General features: G+C 31.9%; 15 protein-coding genes and 7 tRNA genes. 20 read left to right on the top strand and 2 right to left on the bottom strand.

What is annotated here, in order from left to right; all coding sequences use genetic code 11:
• Window position 1: 1 nt before the first annotated feature.
• The 7 genes from BUA90_RS06065 to BUA90_RS06035 all read left to right on the top strand — a co-directional run bounded on the left by BUA90_RS06065 (window position 2) and on the right by BUA90_RS06035 (window position 835).
• Window positions 2-85 (top strand) — tRNA-Leu (locus tag BUA90_RS06065).
• An 8-nt stretch (window positions 86-93) separates the two neighbouring features.
• A tRNA-Gly gene (locus BUA90_RS06060) sits at window positions 94-168 on the top strand.
• Between the two features lie 13 nt (window positions 169-181).
• A tRNA-Gly gene (locus BUA90_RS06055) sits at window positions 182-255 on the top strand.
• A gap of 11 nt (window positions 256-266) precedes the next feature.
• Window positions 267-343: transfer RNA gene (locus BUA90_RS06050), tRNA-Arg, on the top strand.
• A gap of 30 nt (window positions 344-373) precedes the next feature.
• Window positions 374-450, top strand: a tRNA-Ile gene (locus tag BUA90_RS06045).
• Between the two features lie 26 nt (window positions 451-476).
• Window positions 477-553 (top strand) — tRNA-Pro (locus tag BUA90_RS06040).
• A 206-nt stretch (window positions 554-759) separates the two neighbouring features.
• Window positions 760-835, top strand: a tRNA-Val gene (locus BUA90_RS06035).
• Window positions 836-926: 91 nt separating this feature from the next.
• On the opposite strand, the gene safA is transcribed toward BUA90_RS06035, so the two are convergent.
• Together safA and BUA90_RS06025 are read right to left on the bottom strand one after the other, a co-directional pair.
• Window positions 927-1,568 carry a SafA/ExsA family spore coat assembly protein gene (gene safA, locus BUA90_RS06030; protein ID WP_072966638.1) on the bottom strand — a complete coding sequence of 214 codons (642 nt, stop codon included), beginning with the start codon at window positions 1,566-1,568 and terminating at the stop codon, window positions 927-929.
• A 110-nt stretch (window positions 1,569-1,678) separates the two neighbouring features.
• Entirely contained in the window at window positions 1,679-2,896 is a 1,218-nt protein-coding gene (locus BUA90_RS06025) for a 2,3-bisphosphoglycerate-independent phosphoglycerate mutase (protein ID WP_072966636.1), read from the bottom strand.
• Window positions 2,897-3,243: 347 nt separating this feature from the next.
• On the opposite strand from BUA90_RS06025, the gene cdaA reads away from it, so the two are divergent.
• The 13 genes from cdaA to BUA90_RS05960 all read left to right on the top strand — a co-directional run bounded on the left by cdaA (window position 3,244) and on the right by BUA90_RS05960 (window position 16,265).
• Window positions 3,244-4,074 (top strand): diadenylate cyclase CdaA, encoded by an 831-nt coding sequence (cdaA, locus tag BUA90_RS06020; RefSeq protein WP_242945051.1) that lies wholly within the window; start codon window positions 3,244-3,246, stop codon window positions 4,072-4,074.
• Window positions 4,067-5,347 (top strand): CdaR family protein, encoded by a 1,281-nt coding sequence (locus tag BUA90_RS06015; protein WP_072966634.1) that lies wholly within the window; start codon window positions 4,067-4,069, stop codon window positions 5,345-5,347. Before cdaA ends, BUA90_RS06015 begins: the two co-directional genes overlap by 8 nt.
• 74 nt (window positions 5,348-5,421) lie before the next feature.
• The gene (locus tag BUA90_RS06010) at window positions 5,422-7,173 is read left to right on the top strand and encodes a sigma-54 interaction domain-containing protein (RefSeq protein WP_072966632.1); all 1,752 of its coding nucleotides are present in this window, start codon (window positions 5,422-5,424) and stop codon (window positions 7,171-7,173) included.
• 192 nt (window positions 7,174-7,365) lie between these two features.
• Window positions 7,366-8,448, top strand: coding sequence for a butyrate kinase (buk, locus tag BUA90_RS06005; RefSeq protein ID WP_072966630.1), 1,083 nt, complete (start codon window positions 7,366-7,368; stop codon window positions 8,446-8,448).
• A complete protein-coding gene (ptb, locus tag BUA90_RS06000; RefSeq protein WP_072966628.1) occupies window positions 8,449-9,357 on the top strand; it encodes a phosphate butyryltransferase in 909 nt (302 codons plus the stop codon).
• A 27-nt stretch (window positions 9,358-9,384) separates the two neighbouring features.
• Window positions 9,385-10,461: a butyrate kinase gene (gene buk / locus BUA90_RS05995; RefSeq protein ID WP_072966626.1), complete on the top strand. Its 1,077-nt coding sequence runs from the start codon at window positions 9,385-9,387 to the stop codon at window positions 10,459-10,461.
• 105 nt (window positions 10,462-10,566) lie between these two features.
• Window positions 10,567-11,241 carry a nucleotide-binding protein gene (locus BUA90_RS05990; RefSeq protein ID WP_072966624.1) on the top strand — a complete coding sequence of 225 codons (675 nt, stop codon included), beginning with the start codon at window positions 10,567-10,569 and terminating at the stop codon, window positions 11,239-11,241.
• Window positions 11,242-11,316: 75 nt separating this feature from the next.
• Window positions 11,317-11,544 (top strand): 4Fe-4S binding protein, encoded by a 228-nt coding sequence (locus BUA90_RS05985; RefSeq protein WP_072966622.1) that lies wholly within the window; start codon window positions 11,317-11,319, stop codon window positions 11,542-11,544.
• A gap of 28 nt (window positions 11,545-11,572) precedes the next feature.
• Window positions 11,573-12,634 (top strand): 3-methyl-2-oxobutanoate dehydrogenase subunit VorB, encoded by a 1,062-nt coding sequence (locus tag BUA90_RS05980; protein WP_072966620.1) that lies wholly within the window; start codon window positions 11,573-11,575, stop codon window positions 12,632-12,634.
• The gene (locus BUA90_RS05975) at window positions 12,634-13,380 is read left to right on the top strand and encodes a thiamine pyrophosphate-dependent enzyme (protein ID WP_072966618.1); all 747 of its coding nucleotides are present in this window, start codon (window positions 12,634-12,636) and stop codon (window positions 13,378-13,380) included. The genes BUA90_RS05980 and BUA90_RS05975 overlap by 1 nt, the downstream gene beginning before the upstream one ends.
• A gap of 1 nt (window position 13,381) precedes the next feature.
• Window positions 13,382-13,927: a 2-oxoacid:ferredoxin oxidoreductase subunit gamma family protein gene (locus tag BUA90_RS05970; protein WP_072966616.1), complete on the top strand. Its 546-nt coding sequence runs from the start codon at window positions 13,382-13,384 to the stop codon at window positions 13,925-13,927.
• A gap of 196 nt (window positions 13,928-14,123) precedes the next feature.
• A complete protein-coding gene (locus BUA90_RS05965) occupies window positions 14,124-14,618 on the top strand; it encodes a DUF8052 family protein (RefSeq protein WP_072966614.1) in 495 nt (164 codons plus the stop codon).
• Window positions 14,619-14,648: 30 nt separating this feature from the next.
• The gene (locus tag BUA90_RS05960) at window positions 14,649-16,265 is read left to right on the top strand and encodes a carbon starvation CstA family protein (RefSeq protein ID WP_072966612.1); all 1,617 of its coding nucleotides are present in this window, start codon (window positions 14,649-14,651) and stop codon (window positions 16,263-16,265) included.
• The last annotated feature ends 18 nt before the right edge of the window (window positions 16,266-16,283 follow it).

Genomic DNA, 16,283 nt, shown 5'->3' with positions numbered 1-16,283 from the left:
TGCGGGTGTGGCGGAATTGGCAGACGCGCTAGACTTAGGATCTAGTGCCTTGTGCGTGGGGGTTCAAGTCCCTCCACCCGCACCAATGTTAATGCGGTAGTGGCTCAGTGGTAGAGCATCGCCTTGCCAAGGCGAGGGTCGAGGGTTCGAATCCCTTCTACCGCTCCAGTAAATTTGATATGCGGGTGTAGCTCAGTGGTAGAGCCCCGGCCTTCCAAGCCGGTTGCGAGGGTTCGATTCCCTTCACCCGCTCCAATAAAAAATATGTGCCCATAGCTCAGCTGGATAGAGCAACGGCCTTCTAAGCCGTGTGTCCGGGGTTCGAATCCCTGTGGGCACGCCACTTGTTTTAATAAAGTAAATTATTGTTCGTGGGCCTTTAGCTCAGTTGGTTAGAGCGTCCGGCTCATAACCGGCAGGTCCGGGGTTCGAGTCCCTGAAGGCCCACCATAATATCAATTTGGAATTTAGATTGTCGGGGTGTAGCGCAGTTTGGTAGCGCATCTGGTTTGGGACCAGAGGGTCGCGGGTTCAAATCCTGCCACCCCGACCATTTTTGAATGCTTCTAGCATTCAAAATTCAATCAAAATAATTGAGAATTGACAATTGATAATTGAAAATGTTTAAGTAAAAGTTAAGAGTTATAGAAGTAAGGGTAAGAGGTTTAAAGACCTTTAATAATAAATAATTAATAGATGTTTAAGGTTTTGATTTTAAACTTGTTAATTAATATCTATTAATTATTAATTGTTATTCGTGGGCGCATAGCTCAGCTGGGAGAGCACCTGCCTTACAAGCAGGGGGTCACAGGTTCAAGTCCTGTTGCGCCCACCAAATGTAAATAAATATTTAAATATAGAATGATAAATTCAAAAGAAAAACTTGGTAATAACTTACCAAGTTTTCTGTTACTTTTTGACGATTTTTAAGGTTTTATAAACATTTGTGTCCAATATCTTACTCCTTTTGAGTCTATAGCATATCCGACTCCAATTTCAGTAAAGTTTTTGTTTAATATATTTGCTCTATGACCTGATGAATGCATCCATGCATTTACAACTTCCTGAGCACTTCTTTGACCTTTAGCAATATTTTCACCTGCAGCTCTATAGTTAATATTAAAAGCTTTCATCATTTCAAATGGAGAACCATATGTTGGAGAAATATGGCTAAAGTATCCTTTGTTTTTCATATCTTCTGATTTATATCTTGCAACTCTAGATAATTCCCAGTTGTGTTTTAAAGGCGATAATCCATATTTTTGTCTTTCTAAATTTGTTAACTTAATAACTTCTTGTTCAATATTTTTTATTGTAGTAAATAGTGGAACATAAACTTTATTACCTGGATATATTAAGTTAGGATTTTTAAATTGTGGATTAGCAGCAATGATTTCACTAAGTCCTACTTGATATTTCAGAGAAATTTTCCATAATGAATCTCCTTTTTGTACGATGTATACATCATAATCATTAGTACTTGGTTGTGCATATGCACTATTAATATTAAATAAAAAACTTAAAGAACATAGTGTAATAAGAAGTAATATATATTTAGATTTTTTCAATTAAAAACCTCCTTTCAGTTATAGTTTTCCATAGGAGACTAAAAAAATAACTAGATAAAAATATAAAAAAAAGATAATTATGTAAAAAAGAACGACAAAATCGTTCTTTTTTATGCACCAAATTTTTTTAGACGTCTAGCATTAGCTAATAATAATGACATTAGAAATTTGCTTTCAAAAAATCCAAGACCGCCATTATTACAAGCATTTTCATGAAAATAGATTATATCATCTCTACCAGAAAATTCGCTGTGTATGAGAACTGGGACAGGATGAAAACTATGAGCTCTCATTGCAACAGGTGAAGAATGGTCTCCTGTTATTGCAATTACATCTGGTTTATTTTCAAGTAATATAGGTAGTGCTTTATCGACTTTTTCGATACAATCTACTTTTGATTCAAAATTTCCATCTTCTCCTGCTTGGTCAGTTCCTTTAACATGAATAAAAAAGAAATCATATTTTTGTTTATTTTTTACATAAGTTTCGAATAAACCTTCGATAGAAGTAGGAGCTTCTAATAATTTCATTCCAAGTAAAGAAGCTATTCCTCTATACATGGGATATGCTGCTATAGCAGCAGATTCTAGCTTATATCTGTCCCACATACTAGGGAGATTAGGCTTTGATGAAAAACCTCTAGTTAAAAAGGCATTAGCAGGATTTTTATCTTTGAGGAGTTCAAAACCTTTATGAATAAATTTATTTACGACGGAGGCAAGAAATTTTGAAGCGTCATTTTTACCGTTAGCTTTTAAAGGTGGCTTTCCCTCTGCTTGTGGATCAGTATCATTTATTAAAGAATCGATTTTCTTATCGTTACTTCTAAAAATAATTACAAATCTGTGACCTTTACCGGGTTTAATAATTATTTCTACACCGTCGATTTCTTTTATACTTTTTAGTATATTGCATAATTCTATTGTTTTTTCAGTGGGAATTCTACCAGCTCTTCTATCAGTAATATTACCTTTTTCATCTATAGTTGCAAAATTACATCTGGCTGCAACATCACCTTTTTTTAATTCAAGTCCAAGTCCTACTGCTTCTAAAACACCTCTACCAATAGTAATATCCATTGGGTCAAATCCAAATAGTCCTATATGTCCTGGGCCACTTCCGGGAGTAATACCATATGAAATGGGAATCATTCTTCCAACTACTGATTGAGATGCTAACATATCTAAATTAGGTGTTTTAGCATATTCAAGTGGAGTTTTATAGTTGTAATTTTTATTTCTTATATCTCCAATTCCATCCATTACTATTAGGACTATTTTAGAATTATTGGGTTTAATAATGCTATTGAGTATTTGATTGTGATTCATAAAAAAAACACCTCCAAGTTATAAGTCATATAAAAAATTTAATTTATGGTGTATTTAGATGGATTTTTATCATTTCTATACTTAAGCTTAATTATATTTTTCCACAGAAAAATATAATTTATAAAATTAATTCAGACTATTTATTTAAAAGTAATATTTTATTAATTAGTATTTTGTTTTTTTTGTTGATAAATTGTAATTTATATTTTATTATAGTAATCAAAGATTTATAAAGAATAATATCTTTAAGACATTTTTATGTGAATTTATAATAATTCAATAGTCATGTTGAAGATGGAATAAAAAAGGATTACAATTATACTAGGGACTTATACTATTTTTAAGAGGTGTTAAATTTGGATCAAATTTTAGAAATGTTTTTGAATATTGGAATAAGAGATATTATAGATATGACTATTGTTGCTTTTGTATTTTACAAACTTTTTATGCTTATTAGAGAAACTAGAGCAGAACAGTTGATAAAGGGATTGTTAATACTTTTAATGGCTACTAAACTTAGTGAATGGGCTAAGCTGTATGTTATTCATTATCTGTTAAAAAATACTATGACATTAGGTGTTTTTGCTATTTTGATAGTATTTCAGCCTGAACTTAGAAGGGCTTTAGAATATCTCGGGAGAAGTAAGATACTTTCTAAATCCATAGTTGAACTTGCAGATGAACAGTTAGATTTAAAAACTAAAGAAATAACAGATGCAGTTGCTTCTTTATCGAGACAGAAAATAGGAGCACTTATAATATTAGAAGGAAATATAGGTATAAATGATGTTATTGAAACTGGTACTCTTATTGAAGGGAAGATTTCAAGTAGTTTGCTCATAAATATATTTATACCCAATACTCCATTACATGATGGAGCAGTAGTGATAAGAAGAGATAAAATAATGGCAGCAGGATGTTTTTTGCCTCTTTCTGAAAATCCTAATTTAAGTAAAGAACTTGGAACACGTCATAGAGCTGGTTTGGGAATTACAGAAATTTCTGATGCAATTGCTATAATAGTTTCTGAGGAAACGGGAGCAATTTCCATAGCTAGAGAAGGAAAATTATCTAGATTTTTAGATATTGATACTTTAGGTAGAATAATAAAAAGTTCGTGTAAGCAGGATAGTGAATATGCTTTGATTAAGCTAAAATGGAGGCAGAAAAATGATTAGTTTTTTAAGGGGGCTATTGGAAAAAAGCAAAATAACGAGAAATACAACTCCTAAGGTTGTAGCTATTTTATTTGCTCTTGTTTTGTGGATATATGTTATGGGTGAGGTAAATCCAGAAGATATAAAAATTTTGAATAATGTTAAAGTACAATTATTGAATGTTGAAGAATTAAAAAATTCTGGAATGGTAATAGTCGACCAAAAAGATTTTACAGTTGATATAAAAATATCAGGGCGAAGAAGTGATATTTATAACATTTCAATAGAAGATATAAAAGTTACTGCAGATTTAAGGGGTTATAGACAGGGGGTTAATAGTATTCCTTTGGAGATAAGTTCACCAGCAAATGTAACCATAGAGGAAATAAAACCAAAACAGATAAAAGTAAAACTTGATAAGATTGTAAAAAGACAAAAAATAGTCAAAATTTTAAAAAAAGGTAAACCAATTACAGGTTTTGAAGTTGGAGATGTAACAGTAACTCCACGTGAAGTATTTGTAGAAGGGCCAGAAACAAAAGTAAATGCTGTTGCTAGAGTTATTGGAGAAGTGAATATTGATGGTGTTAGTGAAGATATAAAGACTAAAGTTCCTGTTAAGGCAGTAGACAGTGAAGGAAATGAAGTAGCTGGAGTTGAGGTTAGTACAAAATATGTAAATGTTTCTGCTCCAATTTTTAAAGTTAGAAGTGTAGTGATAAAACCTCAAATAATTGGAAAAGTTAAAGAAGGATATAAAATAACTAAAATAGATGTTAAACCTTTAGTGGTAGAATTAAAAGGAAGAGAAGATGATGTAAAAGCTTATACACAAGTTTTTACAGAACCTATAAATGTTGGCGGCTTAAGTTCTACACTTACTACTACAGCTAATCTCATATTATCAAAAAATATAACTGCTTCTAATTTACAAGAAATGCCAAAGGTAACAATAGTAGTTGAAAAAATTGAATCAAAAGAATTTGTGTTTAATACTAATGAAATTTCTATAAATAATTTAAAGGATGGTCTGACAACTAATATTGGAGAATTAAAAGAGAATATAAAAGTTAAAATAAATGATGCAAGAAGTATACTTGAAAATATTAAGAGAAATGATTTAGAACTTGTAATTAATGCAGAGGGTTTAGAAGAAGGAGTTCATGTAATACCTATTAAACTTAATACAAAGGAAAAATTTGTAGGTGTAGAAATAATTCCTAATGAAATAGAGATAGAAATTTACAATAAAGATACTAAAAAGTTAGAAGAAATGGTGAATACGACTATGTAGAAATAATATAAAAAGTCAAAAAGAAATTTAAGACCTGGAGTTAATCCAGGCTAAAATTTTAATGGGGTGAGCCAATGAAAAAAGAAATAGAAATTATACTTGATTCAACCCATGATGCGATGATAGCTGTTGATAAAGAAGGTATAATTACTTTATTTAATAAAGCAGCTGAAAAATTAACAAAACTTAAAGCGAGGGAAGTTATAGGAAAATATGTTGCAGATGTAATAGAGACAACAAGACTTCCATATATACTTGAAACGGGTAATTCTGAATTAAATAGAAGGCAGCCTCTTAGAGATATAAATATAGTAACAAATAGAATGCCTGTTAGAGATGAAGAAGGAAATATAATAGGAGCTGTAGCTGTTTTTAGAGATATTACAGAAATATTGGAATTAGCCGAGGAAATAACTAATTTGAAAGAAATGGAAAGTATGTTTCGTGCAATAATCAATTCTACTCAAGATGCAATATCAGTAGTAGATGAGAAAGGCATCGGAGTAATAATAAATCCTGCATATACATCTATTACAGGACTATCAGCAAGGGATGTTATAGGAAAATATTGTACAGTTGATATAGCGGAAGGTGAAAGTATACATCTTAAAGTTTTAAAGACTAAAAAATCGGTAAAAGGAGCTAGGTTAAGAGTTGGACCCAAAAAAAAGGAGGTGATAGCAGATGCAGCACCTATAATAGTTAATGGAAAATTAAAGGGAAGTGTTGCGGTAATACATGATTTGACAGAAATAAAGAGATTAACTTCAGAACTCGATCAAGCAAAACAGATAATAAGAAAACTTGAAGCAAAATATACCTTTGATGATATAATAGGTTCTCATGAAAAATTAGTAAATGCTATTGAAAAGGCAAAAATTGCGGCAGTAACTCCAGCAACAGTAATATTAAGAGGAGAAAGTGGAACTGGAAAAGAGCTTTTTGCACATGCTATACATAATGCAAGTAATAGAAAATATGCACAATTTATAAGGGTGAATTGTGCGGCGATAAGTGAAAATATCTTAGAAAGCGAACTTTTTGGGTATGAAGAAGGAGCATTTACAGGAGCTTTAAAGGGAGGAAAAATAGGCTTATTTGAAAGGGCACATGGTGGGACTATTTTTCTTGACGAAATAGGAGAAATAAAAATGAGTACGCAAGCTAAACTTTTAAGAGTTCTTCAAGAGAGAGAAATAGTAAGAGTAGGAGGAACTAAACCTATACATATTGATGTAAGAATTATAGCTGCTACGAATTTAGACCTTGAAAAAGCTGTTAAAGAAGGTAAATTTAGAGAAGATTTATATTATAGATTAAATGTTATACCAATAAGAATTCCTTCCTTAAGAGAACATAAGAAAGATATATATGAATTGGTTCTTCATTTTATAAAAAAATTTAATCAAGAATATGGAAGATGTGTTAATGACATTTCTGCTGAGGCGTTAAAAATATTGATGGACTACGATTGGCCCGGAAATGTCAGAGAATTGGAAAATTTTATAGGCAGAGCAATGATAAATATGAAGTTTAATGAAACTGTAATAAAATCATATCATTTAGCAAAATTTATAGAAAAAGATGAAAAAGAGGAAAGGGAAAAAGTATATATTATAAAAGATAATACCAATAAAAATTTACCTCTTAAACAAGTTATTGAGAAAGTAGAAAAAGAATATATAGAACAAGTATTAAGAAAAAATGATTATAATAAGACGAAAGCAGCAAAAATATTAAATATTTCTATAAGAAATTTGTATTATAAGATTAAAAAATATGGTATTGAAGATAAATATTTTGCAAAAAAATGCATAAACAACTAAGTAAGTGAAAAATATTTCATGCAAAATATTGCACAAAACAAGAAATAAAATTAATTATTGAGATAGTGATTACGATAAAATTAAATGAAATTGGGCAAAATAGTATGGTTGAATAAAATTCAAATTATTTTTTAAAAGTTGGCATCTAATTTGCTATGTATATTTTTGGGTAAAAAATAGGAGGTGTGGGAATTGGCAAGAGAGTACGTTTTAGCAATAAATCCCGGTTCAACTTCAACTAAAGTTGCAATATTTAAAGGGAATGAAAATGTTTTACAAAAAAATTTAAGTCATGCTACGGAAGAATTGGACAAGTTTGAGAAAATAACAGATCAATTTGAATATAGAAAAAATATTATACTTGATTGGTTAAATAGTGAAGGATATGATTTATCACAGTTTAAAGCAGTAGTAGGTAGAGGTGGATTATTAAAACCTATGCCGAGTGGTACATATAAAGTTACAGATGCAATGATACAGGATTTGAAAATAGGTATTCAAGGAGAGCATGCTTCGAATCTTGGTGGAATAATTGCAAAGAGCATTGCGGATATAGAGGGAATAGATGCATTTATAGTTGATCCTGTTGCTGTTGATGAGTTTGATGATATTGCGAGAATTTCAGGTATGCCTGAAATACCGAGGCGTTCACTTCTTCATGCACTTAATGTTAGGGCAGTAGCTTATAATGTTGCAAAAGAAATGGATAAGAATATAAATGATTTAAATCTTATAGTTGCACATTTAGGTGGCGGAATATCAGTAGTTCCTTTAAAGAAAGGCAAAATGATAGATACAAATAATGCGAATGAAATGGGACCATTTTCACCTGAAAGAGTTGGAGGACTTCCAGTTGGTGATGTTGTTAAGATGTGTTTTTCAGGTAAGTATACTTTTGCAGAGATAAAGAAAAAAATGCGTGGAAAAGGTGGATTAGTTGCTTATCTGGGAACAAATGATGCAAGAGAAGTTGAAAAAATGATTAAGGAAGGAAATGAAAAAGCTAAACTTATTTATGAAGCTATGGGATATCAAATAGCTAAGGAAATAGGTGCTATGGCAACAGTTCTTTGTGGAGATGTAGATGCAATAGTGCTTACTGGTGGTATAGCACATTCAAAAATGCTTACTGATTATGTAAAAGAGATGGTGGAGTTTATAGCTCCTGTAATATTAAAACCCGGTGAAGATGAAATGTGGGCTTTAAATCAAGGAGTATTGAGGGTATTTTCCGGAGAAGAAAAGGTAAAAATCTATGAAGAAGAGGTGAAATAAATGATTAAAAACTTTGAAGATGTTTTAAAGTTTGCTGCTGAAAGAGGTCCAAAAAAAATTGCAGTTGCATGTGCACAAGATGAAGATGTATTGTTAGCTGTGGATAAAGCAAATAAAAAAGGTATTGCAGAAGCTATTTTAGTAGGGGATAAAGAAAAAATAGAGGATATAGCAAGAAATAAAAATATTGAAATATCTAAATATGAAATTATAGATATAAAGGATTTAAGTGAAGCCTCACTTAAAGCAGTTGAATTAGTATCTACTGGAAAAGCTCATATGGTTATGAAGGGATTAGTAGATACATCAATCATATTAAAGGCAGTTTTAAACGCTGAAGTAGGTTTAAGAACAGGGAATGTTTTAAGTCATGTTGCAGTATTCGATATAGAAGATTTTGACAGATTATTATTTGTTACTGATGCAGCTATGAATATAGCTCCCGATTTAAATCAGAAAAGGCAGATAATCGAAAATGCAGTTACTGTTGCAAGGGCATTAGATATTGATGAGCCAAAAGTTGCGGTATTATGTGCTAAAGAGAAAGTTAATCCAAAGATGCCTGCAACTGTAGATGCTGCTGAGCTTCAGAAAATGAATGAAAATGGCGAAATAAAAAATTGTATAGTTGGAGGACCATTAGCACTGGATAATGCTATATCTGTAGAAGCGGCAAAACATAAAGGTATTACTCACCCAGTTGCTGGATATGCTGATATATTAATGGTTCCAACTATAGAAGCTGGAAATGTACTTTATAAAGCACTTGCATTTTTAGCAAGATCTAAGAATGCGGGAGTAATTGTTGGTGCTAAAGCTCCAGTAATACTTACATCAAGAGCTGACGATGAAGAAGCTAAGCTTAATTCAATTGCACTTGGAGTTTTGATGGCAGCAAAGCAAAAATAGTTAAAAGTTAAAAAGGAGGTATGATGTATGAGCGAAATATACAGAATATTAGCAATAAATCCGGGTTCTACATCTACTAAAATAGCAATATTTGACAATGAAAAACCTATTTTAGAAACTACTTTAAGACATCCTGCTGAAGAAATAAATAAATTTGAAAAGATATATGATCAGTATGAATTTAGAAAAAATGTTATTTTAGATACATTAAATGAAAAGGGAATAAATTTAACTAAGCTAAATGCTGTAGTAGGTAGAGGTGGATTATTAAAACCAATTAAAGGTGGTACTTATAGTGTAAATGAAAAAATGATTGAAGATTTAAAAATGGGAGTATTAGGAGAACATGCATCAAATCTTGGTGGAATATTAGCTTATGAAATAGCTTCAAATTTGAATATACCTGCATTTATTGTAGACCCAGTTGTTGTTGATGAAATGCAAGATGTTGCAAGAATTTCAGGTATGCCTGAAATAGAGAGAAGAAGTATTTTCCATGCATTAAATCAAAAAGCAGTGGCTAGACGTGCAGCTAAAGAAAAAGGCAAAAAATATGAAGAAATGAATATAATAGTTGCTCATCTCGGTGGAGGTATATCTGTTGGAGCTCATCAAAATGGTAGAGTTATAGATGTTAACAATGCACTTGATGGAGAAGGTCCATTCTCTCCAGAGAGAGCTGGAGGACTTCCAGTAGGGGATTTAGCTAAACTTTGCTTTTCTGGTAGGTATACATTAGATGAAATTAAGAAAAAAATAAAGGGTAAAGGTGGACTAGTAGCTTATTTAGGAACTAATGATGGTAGAGAAGTTGTTAAAATGATAAAAAATGGTGATAAAAAAGCAGAATTAGTTTATAAAGCTATGGCATATCAAGTTTCTAAAGAAATAGGAAGTTGTGCTGCCGTACTTAAAGGAAATGTAGATGCAATAGTGATTACTGGCGGTATAGCTTATGATGAAATGTTTGTAAGTTGGATTAAGGAAAGAGTAGGCTTTATTGGAGAAATTATTGTATATCCTGGAGAAGATGAGATGAAGGCATTAGCAGAAGGTGGATTGAGAGTACTTAGAGGAGAAGAAAAGCCTCAAGAATATAAATAGAGGTTAACAGATAGCAGGTTTAGAATGATTTATATGGTTTTATAAATTTATAGATATGGTTTAAAAGTTGCTTGTAGTCTGTAACCTGATTTTGAAGGTGATGTTATGCTTGATGATAAAAGAATCAGAATTATAATAGGACACTATGGAAGTGGGAAGACAGAATTTGCAGTAAATTATGCTGTTAAACTTGCTGAAGCTGGCAAAAAAGTAGCATTAATTGACCTTGATATAGTAAATCCATATTTTAGGTCAAGGGAAAAGCAAGATATGCTTGAAAGCAAGGGTGTAAAAGTTATAGCAAGTTCACTTAATATAAATGTAGGAGTAGATTTACCTGCCCTTGCAGCAGGAATATTAGGACCAATTCAAGATGAATCTTATGATGTAATATTAGATGTTGGAGGAGATGCAGTAGGTGCTAGAGCTTTAGCAAGATATTATAAATATTTTAAAGAAGGCGTCTATGATATGTTTTGTGTTCTCAATGCATATAGACCGGGAACACGAAATGTTGAAGATGCAATAGCTCATATTAAAGCTATAGAAAAAGAGTCAAGAACAAAAGTAACAGGCCTTATTAACAATACTCATCTACTTAGAGAAACTTCAGTAGAAGATGTATTAAAAGGACAAGAACTTGCTAAAGGAGTTTCAGAGAAATTAAATCTTCCGATTAAGTATGTAAGTACTTTGGAAAAGGTTGCCCGACTTCTTCCTAAGGACTTAGAAGGTGAAATATTCCCGATAAGTATGTATATGAGGGAAGACTGGATGTAAATTTCCTGAAATTCAATTAGCTAAGAAGAATCAAATTATAAAATTAAACCAAATATCATGAGGAGGGTTGAATTCATGGCCAAAGCAAAAGGAAAAGTAAGTTTTAAAGAAGATTTATGTAAAGGTTGTGAACTTTGTACAACAGTATGTCCTGTAAACATTATTAAAATGGATACAAAGAGAATTAATATTAAAGGTTATCATCCAGCAACAGTTACAGAAATGGATAAATGTATAGGTTGTGCTAACTGTGCAACTATTTGTCCAGATGTAGTTATTACTGTTGAGAGAATAATGGAATAATAAAAATTGCAAGGAGGGAGATATATAAATGGCTAAGATATTAATGAAAGGTAACGAGGCTATTGGTGCAGCAGCTATTAAAGCTGGTTGTAAATATTTCTTTGGCTATCCAATAACTCCACAAAATGAGTTGCCTGAATATATGTCAAGAGAATTACCAAAGGTAGGTGGAGTTTTCTTACAAGCAGAAAGTGAAGTTGCAGCTATAAATATGGTTTATGGAGCAGCTGGTTCAGGAGCAAGAGTTATGACTTCTTCATCATCTCCGGGTATTGCTCTTAAACAAGAAGGTATATCATACATAGCAGGTGCAGAACTTCCATGTGTTATAGTTAACATAGTAAGGGGAGGTCCTGGACTTGGAGGTATTCAGCCAGCTCAATCAGATTACTATCAAGTAACTAGAGGCGGTGGAAATGGAGACTATAAATTAATAGTTTATGCTCCAGCTAATTTACAAGAAGCCGTTGATTTAGTTATGGAAGCATTTGATGTTGCAGATTATTACAGAAATCCTGTTATGATAGTAGGAGATGGTATGATTGGTCAAATGATGGAACCAATCGAATTTAAAGAATTGAAGAAAAGAGAGTTACCACCAAAGGATTGGGCTACAACTGGTACAGAAGGAAAGAGAAAACCAAATATTATCAACTCATTAAGACTTGATCCAGCTGAGTTAGAACAGCTTAATTTAAAAATTCAAGAAAAATATAGAGAAATAGAAAAGAATGAAGTAAGATATGAAATGTATAACATGGAAAGTCCAGAATTAGTTTTTGTAGCTTATGGAACTACTTCAAGAATAGTTAAAAATGCAATAGAGATGTTAAAGCAAGAAGGAATAAATGCTGGTTTAATTAGACCTATAACATTATGGCCATTCCCATTTAAAGCATTTGAGGAAATTCCTGAAAGTGCAAAAGCTATCTTAACAGTTGAAATGAGCTGTGGACAGATGATAGATGATGTTAAGATTGCTAATAATGGTAGATTACCAGTAGGTTTTTATGGAAGAGTTGGAGGAATGATTCCTACACCTCAAGAAATAGTTGATAAGGCAAAAGAAATGTTAGGGGGTGCTAAATAATGACAGTAGTATTTAAGAGAACAGAAGGTCTAACAGAAAAGTCTTTTCATTATTGTCCCGGATGTACTCATGGTATAATTCATAGATTAGTTGCAGAAGTTTTAGAAGAACTTGGAGTGTTAGGCAAGGCAATAGGTGTAGCACCTGTTGGATGTTCAGTTTTGGCTTATGATTATTTTAACTGTGATATGCATGAAGCAGCACATGGTCGTGCGCCAGCTGTTGCAACTGGTATTAAAAGAGTATTGCCAGATAAAGTAGTATTTACATATCAAGGTGATGGAGACCTTGCATCAATAGGTACTGCAGAAATAGTACATGCTGCTCATAGAAGTGAAAATATAACTACTATATTTGTTAACAATGCAATTTATGGTATGACTGGCGGACAAATGGCACCTACAACTTTAGCAGGACAAAAAGCTACTACTGCACCTTACGGTAGAGATCCTAAACATGCTGGAATGCCATTAAAAGTATCTGAGATGCTTGCTACTATTCCAGGTGCAACATTTGTTGAGAGGGTATCAGTTCACAATCCTGCTAATATAAGAAAAGCTAAGAAAGCTATTAAGAAAGCTTTTGAACATCAATTAGCAGGTAAAGGATTTTCAATAGTTGAAGTTCTTTCAACATGTCCTACTAACTGGGGTAAAACTCCTATAGAATCACTTAAGTGGTTAGAAGAAAATATGATTCCTTACTATCCACTTGGAAACTTCCGTAATTCTGAGGAGGTGAAATAATATGGTACAAGAAAGAATAATATGTGCAGGATTTGGCGGACAAGGTGTTATGTCAATGGGACAGCTTATTTCATATGCAGGCATGATTGAAGGAAAAAATGTATCATGGTTGCCATCATATGGGCCAGAAATGCGTGGTGGTACAGCTAACTGTAATGTAACTGTTTCAGATACTCCTATAGGTTCTCCAATTATAGCTCATAATGCTACAGCTGCAATAGTTATGAATTTGCCTTCTCTTATAAAGTTTGAAAAAGAACTTGAAAAGGATGGTATATTACTTATAAATAGTTCTCTTATAGAAAAGAAGGCTGAAAGAGATGATATAAGAGCTTTTTATATTCCAGCTAATGAAATAGCTGTAGAAATAGGAAATACTAAAGTTGCAAATATGGTAATGCTCGGTGCTTATATACAGCTTACTAAAATAGTTAAACCAGAAAGTATTATACAGGCTTTAAGAAAGGTATTTGGACCTTCAAAAGAACATTTAATTCCTTTAAATGAAGAGGCTTTAAAAAGAGGAGCAGAAATGGTAAAAGCATAAACAGCATGAAACAGCTAAGGTTTATATAAACCTTAGCTGTTTTTATATTTATAAATCTTTTATTTTTACTACCATTTATGTCATGAAAAATGCATTTCATGTATAAAAAACGACACTTAATACATTTTGAAGTGATTAATATCAGATAATTGTATATATTTAAAATATAAAAAATAAAATTACTAATGGTGATAAGATGAATTTTAATGAATACAAAAATTGGATGAAAAATAAATTATCAAGGACATTTGACATAAAAGAGGACTATGAATATAAAAAAGTTAAGTTTGATTTATTTGGAACTTTTAAGATGAGAAATGAAAAATATATGGCAAGTAAAAAGTTTGTAATTTATGCTTTTGAAAATGATGAATACTGCTTTTTAAAATATTATAGGAAGTTAGATGAAGATATTTTAAATAATCTTATAACTGTGCTTAAAAGTAGTATTTTAGATTATGTAAAGCCTCATCATGAACATATGTCTAGTATTATAACAGGAGTAATTGTAGTAGATAATTTAAAAGATGAAAAGCTGATAAAGCGAATAAAAAAGTTTAGTTATCAAAAGGGTTTTATGTTTGGTCTTAAAGGTTGGGTTGATGTAGCACTTGTTTTAGTTTTGCTTAATGAAAAAAAAGTAATTACAAGTAAAAGAGTCAAAAAGGTTGGTGCTTTTTATCAGCCTTAAAAAAATAAATAATATAAAGGAGGTTTTCATATGAACTCATTATTTTTAATTTCTAGTGCAATTATAATTTTTGCTATTGCTTATGTAACCTATGGTGCATGGTTGAGTAAGCAGTGGGGAGTAGATCCAAGCAGAGAAACTCCAGCTCATACTATGAATGATGGAGTTGACTATGTACCTGCAAGTGCTCCTGTACTTTTAGGACACCATTTTGCTTCAATAGCAGGAGCAGGACCTATAGTAGGACCAATAGTAGCTGCAATATTTGGATGGATACCAGTTATGTTGTGGATTATTATTGGGGGTATTTTCTTTGGTGGAGTTCAAGATTACGGTTCACTTTTTGCCTCAATTAGACATGATGGTAAATCAATTGGTCAAATAATTGAAGTGAATATAGGAAAGACAGGAAAAAGATTATTTGCTATATTTGCTTGGCTTACTTTACTTTTAGTAGTTGCAGCATTCGTAAATATTGTTGCAAATACATTCGTTAGTGTTCCACAAGCTGCAACTGCATCAACATTATTTATTTTATTGGCAGTATTCTTTGGTTTTGCAGTATATAGAAGAGGAGTACCTCTTGCAATAGGTAGTATTATAGGTGTGGCATTGTTATTTGCATGTATATGGGCAGGAATGAAATTTCCTTTAGTTCTTTCAAAAAATACTTGGATTATATTACTTTTAGGATATATATTTGTTGCTTCAGTTACTCCTGTATGGATTTTATTACAGCCTAGAGATTATTTGAATTCATATCTTTTATATGCAATGATAGCAGGAGCAGTACTAGGATTATTAATGTATAGACCTGAAATACAACTAGCTGCTTTTTCAGGATTTAATGTTGGTGGAAAATATATGTTTCCTATGCTTTTTGTTACTGTTGCATGTGGTGCTATTTCAGGATTTCACTCATTAGTTGGTTCAGGTACATCTTCTAAACAGATAGATAAAGAAAGTGATGCGAAATTAATTGGGTATGGTGGTATGTTAGTAGAGTGTGTTTTAGCAGTTATAGCTTTAATTACAGCGGCATATATTGGTGGAGATAAGTTAAAAGAACTTTTATCAAATGGTGGGCCAATTAACGTATTTTCAGATGGAGTAGGTACATTTATGACTAGGATAGGAATTCCTTTAGAAGTTGGTAAACCATTTACAGCTTTGGCTATATCAGCATTTGCACTTACAAGTCTTGATACTGCTACAAGACTTGCAAGATTTATATTCCAAGAATTCTTTGAAGATAAAACTAAGGAAAAACAGAGCATACTTGTTACAAATAGATATTTATCTACTGCTATTACAGTAGGGCTTGGTGGATTATTAGCAGTAGTTGGTTGGCAAAAAGTATGGCCTTTATTTGGTTCAGCAAATCAATTATTGGCAGCACTTGCATTACTTGCACTTGGTGCATGGCTTGCTAATGTTGGAAGAAATTATAAGATGATTATTTTACCAATGATATTTATGTTTATAGTAACACTAACGGCTTTAGTTCAGTTAATTATAGCAAATATAAAGACTAATAACTTTATATTAGTATTATTTGGAGTTTTATTATTCGTATTAGCTTTAGTTTTAATAAAACAATCATATAAAGTGCTTTCAGGTTCAGAAAGAAAGGGAATGAAAGCATAGCATTTTGTTTATGACAAA

Origin of the sequence: Caminicella sporogenes DSM 14501, from assembly GCF_900142285.1 — a bacterium.
GTDB classification, from domain to species: Bacteria; Bacillota; Clostridia; order Peptostreptococcales; family Caminicellaceae; genus Caminicella; species Caminicella sporogenes.
Note: the sequence above shows the minus strand (reverse complement) of the source record. Positions and strands in the feature narration are given on the sequence as shown.